At 59.6% G+C, this 13746-nt stretch carries 13 protein-coding genes; 10 read left to right on the forward strand and 3 right to left on the reverse strand.

The genetic code is table 11. The annotated features are described in order from the left end of the window. Positions 1 to 36: 36 nt before the first annotated feature. From ftsZ to JZX89_RS09560, 6 genes are all read left to right on the forward strand, one after another. Entirely contained in the window at positions 37 to 1776 is a 1740-nt protein-coding gene (gene ftsZ, locus JZX89_RS09535; protein WP_153515053.1) for a cell division protein FtsZ, read from the forward strand. Positions 1777 to 2046: 270 nt separating this feature from the next. Beyond that, on the forward strand, positions 2047 to 3006 hold the full coding sequence (gene lpxC / locus JZX89_RS09540) for a UDP-3-O-acyl-N-acetylglucosamine deacetylase (RefSeq protein ID WP_153515054.1): 960 nt from the start codon (positions 2047 to 2049) through the stop codon (positions 3004 to 3006). A 235-nt stretch (positions 3007 to 3241) separates the two neighbouring features. Next, positions 3242 to 4108 carry an outer membrane protein assembly factor BamD gene (locus JZX89_RS09545; protein WP_207133928.1) on the forward strand — a complete coding sequence of 289 codons (867 nt, stop codon included), beginning with the start codon at positions 3242 to 3244 and terminating at the stop codon, positions 4106 to 4108. A gap of 15 nt (positions 4109 to 4123) precedes the next feature. Further along, the gene (recN, locus tag JZX89_RS09550; protein WP_207133929.1) at positions 4124 to 5797 is read left to right on the forward strand and encodes a DNA repair protein RecN; all 1674 of its coding nucleotides are present in this window, start codon (positions 4124 to 4126) and stop codon (positions 5795 to 5797) included. Positions 5798 to 5921: 124 nt separating this feature from the next. Beyond that, positions 5922 to 8096, forward strand: a complete 2175-nt coding sequence (ligA, locus tag JZX89_RS09555; protein ID WP_207133930.1) for an NAD-dependent DNA ligase LigA — start codon at positions 5922 to 5924, stop codon at positions 8094 to 8096. A gap of 64 nt (positions 8097 to 8160) precedes the next feature. Next, a complete protein-coding gene (locus JZX89_RS09560; RefSeq protein WP_207133931.1) occupies positions 8161 to 9054 on the forward strand; it encodes an aminoglycoside phosphotransferase family protein in 894 nt (297 codons plus the stop codon). Between the two features lie 4 nt (positions 9055 to 9058). Here JZX89_RS09560 and JZX89_RS09565 read toward each other — a convergent pair whose 3' ends face one another. After that, positions 9059 to 9592, reverse strand: a complete 534-nt coding sequence (locus tag JZX89_RS09565) for a GNAT family N-acetyltransferase (protein ID WP_149900193.1) — start codon at positions 9590 to 9592, stop codon at positions 9059 to 9061. Between the two features lie 184 nt (positions 9593 to 9776). Further along, on the reverse strand, positions 9777 to 10706 hold the full coding sequence (locus JZX89_RS09570) for a DMT family transporter (RefSeq protein WP_188356073.1): 930 nt from the start codon (positions 10704 to 10706) through the stop codon (positions 9777 to 9779). Between the two features lie 90 nt (positions 10707 to 10796). On the opposite strand from JZX89_RS09570, the gene JZX89_RS28870 reads away from it, so the two are divergent. The 4 genes from JZX89_RS28870 to JZX89_RS09590 are packed head-to-tail and all read left to right on the forward strand — an operon-like array spanning position 10797 to position 12996. Then, entirely contained in the window at positions 10797 to 10886 is a 90-nt protein-coding gene (locus tag JZX89_RS28870) for a 4Fe-4S binding protein (protein WP_207133932.1), read from the forward strand. A gap of 17 nt (positions 10887 to 10903) precedes the next feature. Continuing rightward, complete coding sequence (gene gcvA, locus JZX89_RS09580; protein ID WP_207133933.1) at positions 10904 to 11806, forward strand: transcriptional regulator GcvA; 903 nt, start codon at positions 10904 to 10906, stop codon at positions 11804 to 11806. Positions 11807 to 11849: 43 nt separating this feature from the next. Beyond that, on the forward strand, positions 11850 to 12458 hold the full coding sequence (locus tag JZX89_RS09585; protein ID WP_207133934.1) for a 3'-5' exonuclease: 609 nt from the start codon (positions 11850 to 11852) through the stop codon (positions 12456 to 12458). Between the two features lie 46 nt (positions 12459 to 12504). After that, positions 12505 to 12996 carry a CreA family protein gene (locus JZX89_RS09590; RefSeq protein WP_207133935.1) on the forward strand — a complete coding sequence of 164 codons (492 nt, stop codon included), beginning with the start codon at positions 12505 to 12507 and terminating at the stop codon, positions 12994 to 12996. Between the two features lie 215 nt (positions 12997 to 13211). Here the strand turns inward: JZX89_RS09590 and JZX89_RS09595 are convergent, their stop codons facing one another. After that, a complete protein-coding gene (locus JZX89_RS09595; RefSeq protein ID WP_003522339.1) occupies positions 13212 to 13679 on the reverse strand; it encodes a chemotaxis protein CheW in 468 nt (155 codons plus the stop codon). Positions 13680 to 13746: the final 67 nt, after the last annotated feature.

Raw genomic sequence — 13746 nt, forward strand, 5'->3', positions numbered from 1 at the left:
CGGGGCGATGCGGCCAGAGAAAAAAGGAATGGTAAAATGACGATACAGCTGCAAAAGCCTGATATCACCGAACTGAAGCCACGCATCACCGTCTTCGGTGTTGGCGGTGGCGGCGGTAACGCTGTCAACAACATGATCACGGCTGGCCTCCAGGGCGTCGACTTCGTCGTCGCCAACACGGATGCGCAGGCTCTGACCATGACGAAGGCAGATCGGGTCATCCAGCTCGGCGTCAACGTCACCGAGGGTCTCGGCGCCGGTTCCCAGCCGGAAGTCGGCCGCGCCGCCGCTGAAGAATGCATCGATGAGATCATCGACCACCTGAACGGCACCCACATGTGCTTCGTCACCGCCGGCATGGGCGGCGGCACCGGTACGGGTGCTGCTCCTGTTGTCGCACAGGCCGCCCGCAACAAGGGTATCCTGACGGTTGGCGTCGTGACCAAGCCTTTCCACTTCGAAGGCGGCCGCCGCATGCGTCTTGCCGAACAGGGCATCGAGGAACTGCAGAAGTCCGTCGATACGCTGATCGTCATTCCGAACCAGAACCTCTTCCGCATTGCCAACGACAAGACGACCTTTGCCGACGCCTTCGCCATGGCCGACCAGGTTCTCTACTCCGGCGTTGCCTGCATCACCGATCTGATGGTGAAGGAAGGTCTCATCAACCTCGACTTCGCCGATGTTCGCTCGGTCATGCGTGAAATGGGCCGCGCGATGATGGGCACCGGCGAGGCTTCGGGTCCGGGCCGCGCAATGCAGGCTGCGGAAGCGGCGATTGCCAACCCGTTGCTCGACGAAACCTCGATGAAGGGCGCACAGGGCCTGCTGATCTCCATCACCGGCGGTCGCGACCTTACCCTGTTCGAAGTCGACGAAGCGGCGACCCGCATTCGCGAAGAAGTCGATCCGGATGCCAACATCATCCTCGGCGCAACCTTCGATGAAGCTCTGGAAGGTCTCATCCGCGTCTCCGTTGTGGCGACCGGCATTGACCGTGTTGCCGGCATCGGTGAACAGAACGTTGCCGAAATGCGCGCTGCTGCCGCCAAGCCGCTTATCCGTCCTTCCGCGGCCGTTGCTCCTGCTCCGGCCGCAGTTCAGCCTGCACATGCAGTATCGCAGGCACCAAAGACCGTAGACCAGATCGCCCAGACCATCCGTTCGGCGGAAGCTGAAATGGAACGCGAACTCGGTTTTGCCGCTCACCAGCAGCCGTCTCAGGACTTCCGTCCGCAGAGCAAGCTGTTCGCATCCGCTCCGGCTGAAGCGCCGGCGGCTCTTCGTCCGGCTCAGCCGGTTCAGCAGGCCGCTCCGGTTGCTCCGGCACCGGTCTATCATGCTCCCGAACAGGTTGCCGCTCCGCGTATGCAGCAGCCGCAGGCACCGGTCTACCAGGAGCCTGCTCCGGTTGCCCGCCAGCCAGAGCCTGTCCGCATGCCGAAGGTGGAGGACTTCCCGCCGGTCGTGAAGGCCGAGATGGATCATCGCGATCGCGCCGCTCCTGCCGCCCAGGAAGAGCGTGGCCCGATGGGTCTTCTGAAGCGCATCACCAACTCGCTTGGTCGCCGCGAAGAGGAAGAAGTTCCGTCCGACATGATGGATGCGCCGAGCATGGCGCCGCAGCGCCGCGCGCCGCTTTCGCCGGAAGCCAGCCTCTACGCACCGCGTCGTGGCCAGCTTGACGACCACGGCCGTGCAACGCCTGCAGCGTCCAGCCACCACGACGACGACCAGCTGGAAATTCCGGCCTTCCTGCGCCGCCAGTCCAACTAAAGGCGATTCCATCCGCCTCTTCAAACGCCCGGGTTTCACGACCCGGGCGTTTCGTTTATTTTGCGTGATTAACACTAAATTAATTAGCGTTTTCAATAATTTACACGTGTAACAATCCGAAACGAACAGTGATTTGTCGTGGCACCTACATGTGCGTATGTATGAGGCTGGGTAAGGGGAAATACGGACTTGGCCGGTCGCCAAAACCGGCTTTAAAACTTGAACGGCGCTTCACCAAACGGCGCGGTTTGCAAAACAAGGCATATACGCATGACTATCGGACTGCTCGGATTTCAGACAACTATCGCACATGCTGTTCAGCTTAAAGGCATTGGCGTGCATTCCGGCAATCCGGTCTCCATGACGTTCCAGCCCGCAGAAGCTGGGACGGGCATCGTATTCCATCGCCTTCATGACAATGGCAACGTCACCGAGTTGAAGGCGGTTTCGGCCAATGTCGGCAATACCGACCTGTGCACCGTGCTCGGCCGTTCGCTATCCCAGTCAGTGGCGACGATCGAGCACGTCATGGCCGCCATTTACGCCATGGGCCTCGACAACCTCGTCGTTGAGGTTGACGGCCCGGAAGCGCCGATCATGGATGGCAGTTCCGCGCCTTTCATCGAGGCGATCGAATCGGTCGGCATCAAGAACCTTGGCGCGAAGCGCCGTTATATTCGCGTCACCAAGCCGGTTCGTATCGATTCGGGTGCCTCCTGGGCGGAATTCCGTCCCTATGACGGCACACGCTTTGAGGTCGATATCGATTTCGACACGCCGCTGATCGGCAAGCAGTCCTGGAAGGGCGACCTGACGGCAGAAACGTTCAAGAACGAACTGTCGCGCGCCCGCACCTTCGGTTTCATGCGTGACGTGGAGCGTCTGTGGGCTGCCGGTTATGCGCTTGGTTCTTCGCTTGAAAATTCCGTCGTCATTTCCGACGACAACAGCGTGATCAACATGGAAGGCCTGCGTTACGCCAAGGACGAGTTCGTCCGTCACAAGACGCTGGACGCCGTGGGCGATCTGGCGCTTGCCGGCGCGCAGTTCATCGGCTGCTATCGCTCCTATCGCGGTGGCCACAAGGTCAATGCCAATGCGCTGAAGGCCCTGCTGAACGACCGTTCCGCCTATGAGATCGTCGAAGCTCCGGCTGCCCGCAACCAGATGGTGCGCGCCCGCGAATTCGTACCGGTCAACATGCCGGAATTTGCGCCCTGGTCGGCTTGAGTTTGTTCGCAGGCTATTGATTGACAGGAAAGCCGCTCCCCTTGGGGGCGGCTTTTTTATGATGCGGGGCGGGATGTTTCGTCATATCGCCTGATATTCATGCGATTGCGCGCGCGGATGCCATAAAAATGCGTTAATGCGTCATCATTGCGTTGCCCTGCGGATGCTTTTATGGCTAGAAACGCCAGTGCAAAGCCGATGCTTATGTATTTGCGCGGGAAGTGGGAACTGTCGAATGAAGCATGTAGGGTCTGGTGCGATGAAGGGTACGATGCGGGGGATCGCCGTTTCGTTGTTGTTGGTCGGTGCAAGTGTCGTCGTCACGGCCTGCCAGTCCGATCCGGATATCGACATTACCAAGCTCGGCTTCGAATCCGATCCGCCTGACGTTCTGTACAAGCAGGGGCTTGCCAACATGAACGCCGGCAACATGACGGAAGCCTCGCGCAAGTTCGAGGCTATCGACAAGCAATATCCATTCACCGAATGGGGCCAGAAGGCGCTTGTCATGCAGACGTTCATTGCGACGCGCACCAACAAGAATGACGTGGCCATCACCAATGGCAGCCGCTTCCTGCGGCAATATCCGCGTTCCAAGGATGCCGCTTATGTTCAGTACATGATCGGCCTTGCCTATTCGAAGCAGATTTCCGACGTGACGCAGGACCAGCGCGCAGCACAGCGCACGGTCGAGGCGATGAGCAAGGTCGTCAACGACTATCCCGATTCGGAATATGTCGCTGATGCGCAGGCCAAGATTCGTTTCGCCCGCGACCAGCTCGCCGGCCGCGAAATGCAGGTCGGCCGTTATTATCTTGAGCGCAAGGAATATCTCGCCGCCGTTTCGCGTTTCCGCATCGTCGTCGAGCAGTACCAGAACACCAACCAGATCGAGGAAGCGCTGGCGCGTCTGACGGAGGCCTATTATGCGATGGGTCTTGCCGAAGAGGCGCAGACCGCGGCCGCCGTTCTCGGCAACAACTATCCCGACAGCCAATGGTATGCGGACTCCTTCAAGCTGCTGAAAGGCAACGGGCTGGAGCCGCGTGAAAACAAGGGGTCCTGGATTTCGCGCGCCGGCAAAAAGCTTATCGGCGCCTGAGACGGGGCATAGGCCATGCTGGTCCAGCTCTCGATTCGCGATATCGTCCTGATTGAAAGGCTCGACCTCGGTTTTGAGGCGGGCCTTTCCGTGTTGACGGGTGAGACGGGCGCGGGCAAATCCATTCTGCTCGACAGCCTTTCCCTTGCGCTTGGCGGCCGCGGTGATGGCGGCCTGGTACGCCACGGCGAAGAGAAGGGGCAGGTTACCGCCGCTTTCGAAGTGCCGAACAATCACCCGACACGGCTGATGCTGCGCGAAAACGGTCTTGATGACGATGGCGATCTGATTTTCCGCCGGGTGCAATCCGCCGATGGACGGACCAAGGCCTATATCAACGATCAGGCGATCAGCGTGCAGATGATGCGCCAGCTTGGGCAATTGCTGGTGGAAATTCACGGCCAGCATGATGACCGCGCCCTTGTCGATACCGATGCCCACCGCACGCTGCTGGATGCCTTTGCCGGGCTGAGCGATGAGGCTCGCGCCGTGCAGGGTTTCTACCGCATCTGGAAAGACGCCGAGCGTGCGTTGAAGACCCATCGCGCCAAGGTGGAAGCGGCAGCCCGCGAGGCTGATTACCTGCGATCTTCCGTCGAGGAACTGGAGACACTTTCGCCACGTGATGGTGAAGAGGAGGAGCTTGCCGAGCGCCGGGCGGTGATGCAGAAATCCGAACGCATCGCCGGCGATATCGCGGAAGCCAGTGAGTTTTTGAACGGCAACGCCTCGCCCGTGCCTGTCATTGCATCCATGATGCGCCGGCTTGAGCGCAAAAGCCACGAAGCGCCGGGGCTGCTGGAAGACACCGTGCAATTGCTGGATGCCGCGCTGGACAACCTCTCCAATGCGCAGATGGAAGTGGAGGCGGCGTTGCGCCGCACCGAATTCGATCCGCGTGAGCTGGAGCGGGTGGAGGAGCGGCTGTTTGCGCTGCGCGCCGCCGGCCGTAAATATAATGTCGCCGTGCCTGACCTGCCGGCGCTGGCCGAAAAAATGGTGGCTGATCTCGCCGATCTCGATGCCGGAGAAGAAAAGCTCGGCAAACTGGAAGCCAATCTCGGCGTTGTCAAAGCCGATTTCGACCGTGCCGCCCAGTCACTTTCCGACAAACGCCGCCATGCGGCGGACGCACTTTCCGATGCTGTGATGGCCGAGCTTCCGGCGCTGAAGCTGGAGCGGGCGCGATTTACCGTCGAGGTAACCTCCGATCCCGAGCAGGCGACGGCGGATGGCATCGACACGGTGGAATTCCACGTTCAGACCAATCCGGGCACACGGCCGGGGCCGATCATGAAAGTGGCATCTGGCGGTGAATTGTCCCGTTTCCTGCTGGCGCTGAAAGTGGCGCTGGCGGATCGCGGTTCGGCACCGACACTGGTGTTCGATGAAATCGATACCGGCGTTGGTGGTGCTGTGGCGGACGCCATCGGCCAGCGACTGCGTCGTCTGTCGAAGACCGTGCAGGTTTTGTCCGTTACCCATGCACCGCAGGTGGCCGCACGGGCTGCAACCCATCTTCTCATTTCCAAAGGTCCATCTGGCGATGGCAGTGAGCGCATTGCCACCCGCGTGGCGACGATGGAACCGAAACACCGCACCGAAGAGATTGCCCGGATGCTTGCCGGCGCGTCGGTGACGGACGAGGCGAGGGCTGCGGCGGCCCGTCTGCTGGCTGCCAAGGACTGATTGCTCGCGAAAGCGTTACGAGAGCGCCTCGGTGTTGTGCGTCTTGTGAGACTGGCGGCAAAACTGATTTTATTGCTGTTTTATTTCGGCTAAAAGCGTTCGGTAATTCTGAAAAGAGGCCGCCATGTCGAAAGACCAGATTCCCGTCGAAAACCTGACTGAGCTTGAGGCCTCTTCCGAGCTGGCATTTCTGGCAGCCGAGCTTGCCCGTCATGATGCGCTTTACCACGGCAAGGACGCGCCGGAGATTTCCGATGCGGACTATGATGCGCTGAAGCGGCGCAACGATGCTATCGAGGCGGCGTTCCCGGCGCTGGTGCGGGCCGACAGCCCATCGAAAAAAGTTGGCTTCACACCGCTGCCGACCTTTGCGCCCATCGTGCATGCCCGCCCGATGCTGTCACTCGACAACACGTTTTCGGAAGAGGACCTGCGCGATTTCGTCAGTTCCGTTTATCGTTTTCTCGGACATCTGCCTGACGATTCCATCGCATTTACCGCAGAGCCGAAGATCGACGGGCTTTCGATGTCGATCCGCTATGAGAAGGGCAAGCTGAAGACGGCGGCGACGCGCGGCGATGGCACGACCGGCGAGAATGTCACCGCCAATATCAGGACCATCAAGGAAATCCCGAACGAATTACCTTCGGACGCGCCTGATGTGGTGGAGGTGCGCGGTGAAGTCTATATGGCCAAGAGCGATTTCATGGCGCTCAACGCCCAGATGGAGGCCGAAGGCAAGCAGACCTATGTGAACCCGCGCAACACGGCATCCGGTTCGCTGCGCCAGCTTGATGCCAATGTCACGGCGAAACGCAAGCTGCGGTTCTTTGCCTATGCGCTGGGGGAGGTCTCGAATGGCGGCCAGCCCGCACGCCTTGCCGATACGCAATATGGCATCGTCGAGAAATTCCGGGAGTGGGGATTTCCGGTCAATCCGCTGATGAAGCGATTCACCTCCGCCCAGCAATTGCTTGAACATTATAATGAAATCGGCGTTGCGCGGCCTGATCTCGACTACGATATCGACGGTGTGGTCTATAAGGTCGACCGGCTTGATCTTCAGGAACGTCTGGGTTTCCGCTCGCGCAGCCCGCGCTGGGCCACGGCGCACAAGTTCCCGGCCGAACAGGCCTTCACCACGGTTGAAAACATCGAAATTCAGGTGGGTCGTACCGGCGCACTGACGCCGGTGGCGCGATTGACGCCAATCACCGTCGGCGGTGTCGTTGTCACCAATGCGACGCTGCATAATGCCGATTACATCGAGGGCATCGGCAATAGCGGCGAGCGTATTCGCCCTGAAGACCACGACATACGCATCGGCGACACTGTTATCGTGCAGCGCGCCGGCGATGTCATTCCGCAGGTGCTGGATGTGCTGCTGGAGAAGCGCCCGGCCGAGGCGGTGAAATATGCGTTCCCGGAAAAATGTCCGGTCTGCGGCAGCCATGCGGTGCGGGAACGCAATGAGAAGACCGGCAAGCTCGATTCGGTCACGCGCTGCACCGGCGGTTTCGTCTGCCGGGCGCAGGCGGTCGAGCATCTGAAACATTTCGTTTCGCGCAATGCCTTCGATATTGAAGGGCTGGGCACCAAGCAGATCGATTTCTTCTTCGAAAGTGATGATCCAGCGCTCTCTATCAAGACTGCGCCCGATATCTTTACGCTGAAGGCGCGGCAGGAAGCGTCCCACCTGACCAAGCTCGAGAATATTGACGGTTTCGGCAAGGTCAGCGTCAAGAAGCTGTTCGATGCCATCGATGCCCGCCGCGAGATCGATCTGCATCGGCTGATCTTCGCGCTCGGCATCCGTCATGTCGGCGAGACCACGGCAAAGCTTCTGGCGCGCTCCTATGGCACCTATGAACATTTCGAAGAGGCCATGAAGGCCGCGGCGGATCCGGCAAGTGACGCTTGGGCGGAACTCAACAGTATCGACGGCATCGGCGAGGTCGTGGCCCGCGCCATCATCGAGTTTTACAAGGAACCACGCAATCTCGATGTCATCGACCGGCTGATACGGGAGTTGCAGCCGAAAGAGGCTGAAAAGCCGTCCACCGAAGGCAGCCCTGTGGCGGGCAAAACGGTGGTGTTTACCGGCTCGCTGGAAAAATTCACGCGGGATGAGGCGAAGGCCCGGGCCGAAAGCCTCGGCGCGAAAGTGGCCGGTTCCGTTTCGAAAAAGACGGATATTCTGGTGGCAGGGCCGGGGGCCGGCTCCAAGCTTGCCAAGGCGGCGGAGCTGGGCGTGCAGACCATGGACGAGGATGAGTGGCTGGCGTTGATCGGCGGTTGAGGTGCCGTCATCGCTGTGTTGTCTTGCACCGCTAGAGGTTCGCGCCTGAAACGGGGAACGCAGCATGGATGACCGCATTGTCGTCACCACTCAGCAGGTCCGGGCGCTGGTCGACAGCCAGTTTCCGCAATGGGCGGTGCTGGATGTTCAGCCGGTGGAACTGAGCGGCTGGGACAATCGCAGCTTTCGCCTCGGCGATGAGATGCTGATCCGCATGCCGAGTGCTGAGCGCTATGTGGCACAGGTAGAGAAGGAACACCGATGGCTGCCGGCGCTTGCGCCCCTTTTGCCGGTTCCGATTCCAGCGCCGTTGGCGCTTGGACAGCCGGGCGAGGATTATCCGTTCTGCTGGTCCATTTATTGCTGGCTGGAGGGCGAACCTCTCGCTCGCCATTTGGACGGTGTTGATCTTTCGGTCATCGCCACCGATGTGGCGGCGTTTTTGCAAGCCCTGCACGGTATAGATGCTTCGGCTGGTCCACCTGCGGGCGCGCATAATTTTCATCGCGGCGGATCGCTAGCGGTCTATGAGGAGGAGGCGAGGGCCTCAGCGGCACGCCTTTCCGATGAAGTGGATCAGGCGCTGGCCATGGAGATATGGCAGCTTGCACTTTCGAGCCGCTGGCAGGGGCAGGGCGTGTGGGTGCATGGCGATATTGCCGAGGGCAATCTGCTGGTGCAGGGCGGGCGCCTGTCGGCCGTCATCGATTTCGGCAGTTCCGGCGTCGGCGATCCGTCGTCCGATCTCATTCTCGCGTGGAATGTGCTTGATGCGGAAAGCCGGGCTGTTTTTCGCCGGGCGGTGGATCTGGATGAGGCTACATGGCAGCGCGGGCGCGGCTGGGCGTTATGGAAGGCGCTGATCGTGCTGGATTCCGAGCGAGGGCGGAACGAAAAAATGGCCGAATGGTCGCGAAGGACCATTCGGGAAGTGTTTGAGGATCATCTGAAAAACTGACCGCCTATCGAAGCCGTCCCATCACGTGGGCATCGACGTATTTTCCATCACGATAGGCATCGTTGCGCAGCGTGCCTTCGTGTTCGAAACCGAATTTCTCGTAAAGCCTGATTGCCGCGAGATTGTCGGTAAACACGTTCAACTCGATGCGGCGGATATCGTGCCAGTTATCGGCCGTGTCGATCAGCGCTGCGAGAATATGCGAGCCTACACCCTTGCCCGCGAACCCGTCATGGACGCTGATCGCCAGATCGGCAACGTGAAATTGCCTTCCTGCCCTGCGGCGCAGGGCTGCATTTGCAACGATCTTTCCGCGCCACTCGCCGACGATGGAGATATCGGTCGGGCCGCGATTTTCCAGCGCCTGTCGTGTCTTTTCAAGTGACTGAAACGGTTGGCGAAGGGTGCCGTAACGAACCCCTGGCAGGTTAAACAGTTCGGTCAAAGCTTCGGTATCGTCCAAACGCGCAGCGCGCAGGACAACGTCGCTCAACTGGAACTGTTTATCTTCATTGTCGGCAAATTTCACATTTTGCATGCCTGTCTCCTTGGGCACATAAGGAGCAGGTGTCCGAACCCTGCTCTTACTGGCAGGGTGGAAATGGATCGCTTAAGGCGACGACATACCTTTCCCTGCCGGATGGCCGGTGATGGTATGGCGACGGGTGGTCTTCTGTTGCGAAGCGATCATGGGCGCAGAATGCTTTTGCCCTGTGGTCCTGTCAAGCGGGCACGTTGCGGAACAAGTTCCTCAGTTTTGCCGGCAACCGGCCATCGATTGCCGCAAGGCCGGCGGCGATCATCGCCATGCCGGCGAAGTGCTTGATTTCCAGCTGCTCACCGAGAAGCAGCGAACCGAGCAGGATGGCGCTGACGGGAATGAGGAAGGTGACGAGGGCGAGGTTGGTGGCGCCGGCGCTGGCAAGGATGCGGAAGAAGATGAGATAGGCGAGCGCGGTCGACAGGAGGGCGATGCCGATCAGCGCGCCCCAGGTGCCGAGGCTCGGCATGGCGAGCATCCATGGCTTATCGATGAGAAGGGCGGCCGGGATCAGCATCAGTGTCGAGGACGATATCTGGCCGGTGGCGGTCATCAACGGCGGTACGCCCATGGCCTTGAAACGACGACCGAATATGCCCGCGAAGGAATAGGAGATGGCCGCGCCGAGAATGGCGATCTGGCCCCAGAGACCGGATGATCCGCCGAAGGCTGCCGGGCCGATCATGGTCGCCACGCCGACGAAGCCGATCAGCACGCCGACGAGCTTGTTGCCCGTCATCTTTTCATCGGCGGTCAGAAAATGCGCGACGATGACGGTGAAGAGCGGCGTTGTGGCATTGAGGATCGAAGCAAGCCCGCTGGCAATATGGGTCTGGCCCCAGACGATCAGGCAGAAGGGAATGATGTTGTTGAGCAGCCCCATGCCGAAAAAGGCACGCCACACCGCCCATTCGCGCGGCAGGCGAAAGCCCATGATGCGGCAGACGACCAGCAGCGCCGTGGCCGCAAGGCTGACGCGTAAAGTGACGATGGTGACGGGCGGTAATTCCTTAACGGCGACGCCGATGAAAAAGAACGATCCGCCCCATAACAGCGACAGCGCGACGAGCATCGCCCATTCGCGGGCATCCATCTGTTTCTGTATCGCCATCTTCGTCTCCCAGGGCTTGACTATTGACATGGTCGCAGACAGGCCCGCCGTCATCCACCCGATATGGGTTGAGTTTACCTCAAGCAGGCGTTGCGTGTTTTCTGCAGCTTTTCATGTCCCATTGCGTCTATTTACTCCCTGTTTTATGATTTTTTCAAACGATTGTTTCTCGTCAGATAATTGAGTTTAGCTAAATCATGGCAGCGGAACTTCCATCGCTCAAAGGACTACAGGCCTTCGAAGCCGCGGCGCGGTATCGTAGCGTCACGCTTGCCTCCAACGAGCTGAATGTCACCCCCGGCGCGGTCAGCCTGCAAATCCGGGAGCTGGAGACGCGGCTTGGCGTGCAGCTGTTTTTCCGCAAGCCGCGCAGTATCCAGCTGACGCGGGAGGGGGAGCGTTATTACGGCGCGCTCCGCACCGCTTTCCGGATGATGCGCGAGGCGACGGCGGAACTGACGGCACGCTCCGAAATCACGGTTCTGACCCTCAGCTGCACGCCGACTTTCGCCATACAATGGCTGATGCCGAGATTGCCGACCTTTCAGCAGCAACACCCCTATGTGGACGTCCGCATCAGCGTGACCAACCGGCTGGTGGATTTTTCGCGGGACGATGTCGATCTGGCGGTGCGGCACGGTTTTGGCCGCTATGAAGGGCTAGAGAGCATCCGTTTCATCGATGACAGCACTTTGCCGGTCTGTTCGCCGCAGCTTCTTGAGAAATACGGACCGCTTCAGGAGGCGGGGGACCTGAAAGCCGTGCCGCTTCTGCATGATGAAAACCGCAATGAATGGCGACGCTGGCTGGAGGCTGCGGGAGCATCCGATGTCGATGCCTCCGGCGGCACGGTGTTCATCGACAGCAATGGCGCGCTGGATGCGGCGAAAGCCGGGCATGGCATTGCGCTGACCCGCCGTTCGCTTGTTTCCCGCGAACTTGCGGAAGGTGCGTTGATGGCGCCCTTCGGGAAAGACATGGCCAGCACGCTTGCCTATTTTCTGGTTTATCCGCGACGCATGCTTGATAATCCCGATCTGGTGACGCTCATCGAATGGATGCTTTCGCAAGCGCGTTCAGCCGAGGCCGGTTCTCTTTGATGCCAATCCGGTTTATGCCGGAATGAAACAACGGGAATCACTCTTGAAAACCATCGCCATCGATTTCGAGACCGCCAATGAGGAACGGGGCAGCGCCTGCTCCGTCGGGCTTGCGTGGATTGAAGACGGTAATATCGTTCGTGTCGAGGAACGTCTTATCCGCCCGAAGGACATGCGGTTTTCGTCCTTCAACATTGCCGTGCACGGAATTCGGCCTGCTGATGTCGAGGATGCGCCGGAATTTCCTGAGGTGATGGAAGAGTTCATCGATGACTTCCATGGCGCCACCATGATCGCCCATAATGCCGCCTTTGATTTCAGCGTCATGCGGGCGTCCTTCGACAAATACCGGCAGTCCTATCCTGATCTTTCCTATCTGTGCAGCGTCAAGATCGCCCGGCATGTCTGGCCACATCTGGAATCACACAAGCTGAATGTGATTGCCCATCATCTCCAGCTGCGCTTCGTGCACCACAATGCCGCCGAAGATGCGGTTGTCTGCGCTGCCGCATCGATTGCGGCGGCGAAGGCCATGCGTGTCGCCCATATCCGCGATCTGCCGGAAAAGATCGGCATGGTCGCCGGCCGTCTCACCTCCACCGGCTACCAGCCCTGCAGCATGAAAAAACGCGCCATCGCCCGGGTTGCTTAATGGTGTCGCCCACCTATGTTTGAAGCAGCGTAACGGAGAAGATGCGATGACGATGAAAACTCTGTCGGGTTTGTTTGCGGGCTTTCTGGCATTGCTTCCAGTGACAGCGGCGCATTCGCAGGTCGTGGGTGAGGTCGGGGTCGACTGGATCGGCAATGATATCGTCATCGAGGCGATCGCCGATCCCAAGATCAAGGGTGTCACCTGCCACGTTACCTATTTCGAGCGTGGCGTCATCGACCGGCTGAAGAACGGCAACTGGTTCGAAGACCCTTCCAACAATGCCATTTCCTGCAGCCAGACGGGGCTGGTCGAGATCGGCGACATCGATCTGTCGAAGGGCGGGGAAGAGGTGTTCCGGCAGGGCATGTCGCTGGTCTGGAAGAAGCTCGTCGTCAGCCGCGTCTATGACAAGGCCAATGACACGCTGATCTATCTGGTGCATGCGCGGGAACTGACCGACGGTTCGGCCAAGATGGCGATTTCCACGGTGCCGCTCTATAATCAGCAGGTGACGTGGCAGAAGGGCAAGCCGTGATTGCTTCTATGAAGCTTGGAGTGGTAAATCTCTCGCCGTCATTCTCGGGCTTGTCCCGAGAATCCACGACCTAGCGACTCGACGATGCATTGATGGATCCTCGGCACAAGGCCGAGGATGACGACGTGTGTGGAGACACGTTTCTCTCCATCACCACTCCCCTGCAAACCGTAAGATTTCTCACGCATGCAGCTTGCAGTGATCCACGCTGTCGATCAAGCCGCTTCGCGTGCCAGCTCGTCCGCAATGACGGTGTCGAGGTTGAGGAAGCAGACCATGCTCTTTTCCAGCGCCACGATGCCGCGGCAGAAGCTGCGCTGTTCTTCCGGAATGATATCCGGCGCAGGCTGCAGGTCTTCGGAGCGGATGGTCATCATGTCGGAGACCTGTTCTACCAGCAGGCCCACCAGCTTGCCGCCGATATCGGTGACGATGATGGCGGAGCGTTCGGATGGTTCGGTCATCTTCATGCCGAGGCGGCCGGCCATGTCGATGACGGGAATGACGGCGCCGCGCAGGTTGATGAGGCCGAGAACATAAGGCGGCGTGTGCGGCATCGGGGTAACCGGCGCCCAGCCGCGGATTTCGCGGATCGCCATGATGTCGATGCAGAATTCCTGATCGCCCAGATGGAAGGAAACGATTTCGAGATATGCGCCGGATTGCTTGATGGCGTTGGACATGACGGCAGGTTTCCTCTTATGGCTCTCTAACAGGCCCACGCAGGATTGAGCTTTATGCGGTGGCCGG

Source organism: Agrobacterium burrii, from assembly GCF_017313405.1.
In the GTDB taxonomy this organism is placed as follows: Bacteria; Pseudomonadota; Alphaproteobacteria; order Rhizobiales; family Rhizobiaceae; genus Agrobacterium; species Agrobacterium burrii.

Bases quoted from the DNA above. Each gene is read 5' to 3' on its own strand.
- JZX89_RS09565 (WP_149900193.1), bottom strand. From the start codon at position 9,592: ATGCAAAATGTGAAATTTGCCGACAATGAAGATAAACAGTTCCAGTTG.
- gcvA (WP_207133933.1), top strand. From the start codon at position 10,904: ATGGCAGCGGAACTTCCATCGCTCAAAGGACTACAGGCCTTCGAAGCC.
- lpxC (WP_153515054.1), top strand. From the start codon at position 2,047: ATGACTATCGGACTGCTCGGATTTCAGACAACTATCGCACATGCTGTT.
- ligA (WP_207133930.1), top strand. From the start codon at position 5,922: ATGTCGAAAGACCAGATTCCCGTCGAAAACCTGACTGAGCTTGAGGCC.
- ftsZ (WP_153515053.1), top strand. From the start codon at position 37: ATGACGATACAGCTGCAAAAGCCTGATATCACCGAACTGAAGCCACGC.
- JZX89_RS09590 (WP_207133935.1), top strand. From the start codon at position 12,505: ATGACGATGAAAACTCTGTCGGGTTTGTTTGCGGGCTTTCTGGCATTG.
- recN (WP_207133929.1), top strand. From the start codon at position 4,124: ATGCTGGTCCAGCTCTCGATTCGCGATATCGTCCTGATTGAAAGGCTC.
- JZX89_RS09570 (WP_188356073.1), bottom strand. From the start codon at position 10,706: ATGGCGATACAGAAACAGATGGATGCCCGCGAATGGGCGATGCTCGTC.
- JZX89_RS09560 (WP_207133931.1), top strand. From the start codon at position 8,161: ATGGATGACCGCATTGTCGTCACCACTCAGCAGGTCCGGGCGCTGGTC.
- JZX89_RS09595 (WP_003522339.1), bottom strand. From the start codon at position 13,679: ATGTCCAACGCCATCAAGCAATCCGGCGCATATCTCGAAATCGTTTCC.
- JZX89_RS09545 (WP_207133928.1), top strand. From the start codon at position 3,242: ATGAAGCATGTAGGGTCTGGTGCGATGAAGGGTACGATGCGGGGGATC.